This is a genomic window from Haladaptatus sp. (assembly GCF_049589095.1).
GTDB lineage: Archaea > Halobacteriota > Halobacteria > Halobacteriales > Haladaptataceae > Haladaptatus.
This window is the reverse complement of sequence record NZ_JBAWAC010000673.1, coordinates 1-2,431: the sequence shown is the minus strand read 5'-3', so window position 1 is coordinate 2,431 and position 2,431 is coordinate 1. Positions and strand designations below refer to the sequence as shown.

5 protein-coding genes are annotated in these 2,431 nt (G+C 57.8%); 4 read left to right on the top strand and 1 reads right to left on the bottom strand.

Features of this window, described 5'->3' with window-relative positions:
- Positions 1-968, bottom strand: a 968-nt coding sequence (locus WBV42_RS21060; protein WP_423987777.1) for an LEA type 2 family protein, incomplete at its 3' end; no start/stop codon positions are given.
- Positions 969-1,078: 110 nt separating this feature from the next.
- Between WBV42_RS21060 and WBV42_RS21055 the strand changes: the two genes are divergently transcribed.
- The 4 genes from WBV42_RS21055 to WBV42_RS21040 all read left to right on the top strand — a co-directional run.
- On the top strand, positions 1,079-1,261 hold the full coding sequence (locus WBV42_RS21055; RefSeq protein ID WP_423987776.1) for a DUF7525 family protein: 183 nt from the start codon (positions 1,079-1,081) through the stop codon (positions 1,259-1,261).
- A 74-nt stretch (positions 1,262-1,335) separates the two neighbouring features.
- Entirely contained in the window at positions 1,336-1,560 is a 225-nt protein-coding gene (locus WBV42_RS21050; RefSeq protein WP_007977383.1) for a DUF7123 family protein, read from the top strand.
- A 38-nt stretch (positions 1,561-1,598) separates the two neighbouring features.
- Positions 1,599-2,030, top strand: a complete 432-nt coding sequence (locus WBV42_RS21045; RefSeq protein ID WP_423987775.1) for an SRPBCC family protein — start codon at positions 1,599-1,601, stop codon at positions 2,028-2,030.
- On the top strand, positions 2,027-2,431 hold a 405-nt coding region (locus tag WBV42_RS21040; protein ID WP_423987774.1), incomplete at its 3' end, for a nitrilase-related carbon-nitrogen hydrolase. The genes WBV42_RS21045 and WBV42_RS21040, both read left to right, overlap by 4 nt.

Here is a 2,431-nt window from a genome sequence, read left to right as displayed (position 1 = left end):
AGCGTCCCTTCGGCGGAATCGTTCTCGAAGATGTGGGTCTGGATCTGCTTTTCGTAGGTGAGTTGCCGGAGTGGCACACGAACAGTCTTGCCGCTCGGCAGTTCGATTTTCGCGTAAAACCTGATCTTCAGGTCCGTCCGTTGGCCGTTACGGAGGTGGCTGACCCACCAATCGTCCAACCGGTCGTTCTGGATGATGGTTCGCATGCGGAGCGTCTTCTCCGATTTTCCGGGAATCGCGTACGGGTGCTCGGTCGTTCCGTTTCCGACGGCGATACCGTTCATCGTCATCTCGTACCCGATTTCGCTTATCGTGTACGTCACGGATTTCGGATTGTACACCCGCATTCGCATCCGAATCGGCGTCTTCGAACGCGTCACCGCTCCCCAGTTCGCGCTCGTCTCGTTCACGTAGAGGACGGGGTCAGAGACGAACGGCATGCTGGCGTTTATCGGACGCGTCGTCGTGGAGTTGAACCCACTGATGATGTCCGTGTCGATATCATTGCTGTACGGGACGTCCACCGACTTCTTTACGAGCGAGGAGTGGACCTTCGAGTGGATCCGAAGCGTCGTGTGTTCGCCGTTTCGGATGTGAGTTACCCACCACTCGGGGATTTTGTCGTTTCGCATCTCCGTCGAGAATCGTAACGTCGTGTTCCCCTTTTCGAGATGGAGGTTCGATTGACTGCCGTTCGCCATCGTCACACCGTTCATTTCGACGGTGTAGTTCACCGACGTGTTGCCGGCCTTGAGATCGACGGGATTCGGGTTTGCGACGACGAGAGCGGTTTGTATATCAGCATTTTTATTTGTCACTCTTCCGAACTCATTGTCCACGCCGACAACGTGTGGGACGCCGAGAACACCGTACAGTACGCCTGCTCCGAGGAGTACGACGACGAGTAGGATTCCGAGAAATCCTCGCTTTCCGATAGGTAAGATTCGCTTGAGCCTTTCACCAACCATATGAGAGTTCCTACGGAGTGACGGGAAAAAACTCCCGAATCGATGTCGTCGGTCTCCCGTCGTTGTTCCGAGTAGAATGAACTAAGTCCGCACCACAAAGAGACCAACGCATGGCAGGATCACAGTCGGTTACGACTGATATGGGAATCGGCCTCTCCGTCGTGTTCATTTTCCTTGCGATTGCTAGTGCAGCGCTAAGCTTCCTTACCCCTGGGACCGTCACTGCTGCGTGGGGCTTTGGGGCAGCAGTGACCGCGGGTGTGCTCGCGATCGCCGCGATCCACCTCTACTGACGGTGGCAGGAAATAGACACTTGTTTCGCGGAGGATAATGGTTAAGGCTGTCAGGCGCGTAGTGGGTTCCGAGGATGACTGAGTTCAGCAACGAGGAACAGCGAATCCTCGAATTCCTGCGCGAAAGCGTGGCTGGTGGTGAACGCTACTTCCGCGCAAAGAACATCGCCAAGCATCTCGGACTTTCGTCCAAGCAAGTCGGCTCCCGACTTCCACGCCTCGCAGAGAAATCCGAGGACGTGGACATCGAGAAGTGGGGGCGTGCACGTTCCACGACGTGGAAAGTAAGTCCGAGTTAAGTGGCTGGCTTTTTACCGCTACAGCCTAATCTAGTCGTATGACTGTCCGGGTAGAGCGGACCTTCGACCTGCCGGTTCCGCCCGAGGATGTGTGGGGGTTCATCGCCGAGCCGGAATACCGAGCGAAGGCCATCAGTGTGGTTTCGGACTACGACCTGAAAGGCGACGGCAAGCGAGCGACGTGGCACATCGAACTCCCGATCCCGTTCGTGAACCGAACGGTCCCCGTCGAGACCGAGGACGTGAAGCGTGAGAAACCACGGTACGTAAAGTTCGTCGGCAAGTCGTCGGCGATGCGCGTGACGGGTGAACACGAAATCGAGGAAACGGAGGACGGTAGTCAACTCCACAATCGGTTCGTCGTCGAGGGAAAGGTTCCCGGCATCGAACGCTATTTCAAGAAACACCTCGACGACGAGTTGACGAACTTGGAACGCGCACTTCGGAACGAGGTCGGTGTCGTCTCGTGAAACTCGCACTCGCACAGATCGCCGTCGAAGGGGGTGACGTGGCGGCGAACGTCGACCGAGCGACGGACGCCATCGAATCAGCGGCCGCGCGCGGTGCCGACCTCGTCGCGCTTCCCGAAATTTTCAACGTCGGCTATTTCGCCTTCGAGACGTACCAGCGAAACGCCGAATCGCTCACCGGGCCGACGCTCACACGCATCAGCGATCTCGCCGACGAGCGCGACATCGCGGTGCTCGCGGGGAGCATCGTGGAGGACCTTTCGCTGACGGACGGCGAGACTCCCGCCGAGGAGGGGCTTTCGAACACGTCCGTCTTCTTCGACCGTGACGGCCGTCGGAAAGCGGTGTATCGAAAACACCACCTGTTCGGCTACGAGTCGGCGGAAGCCGAACTGCTCGTC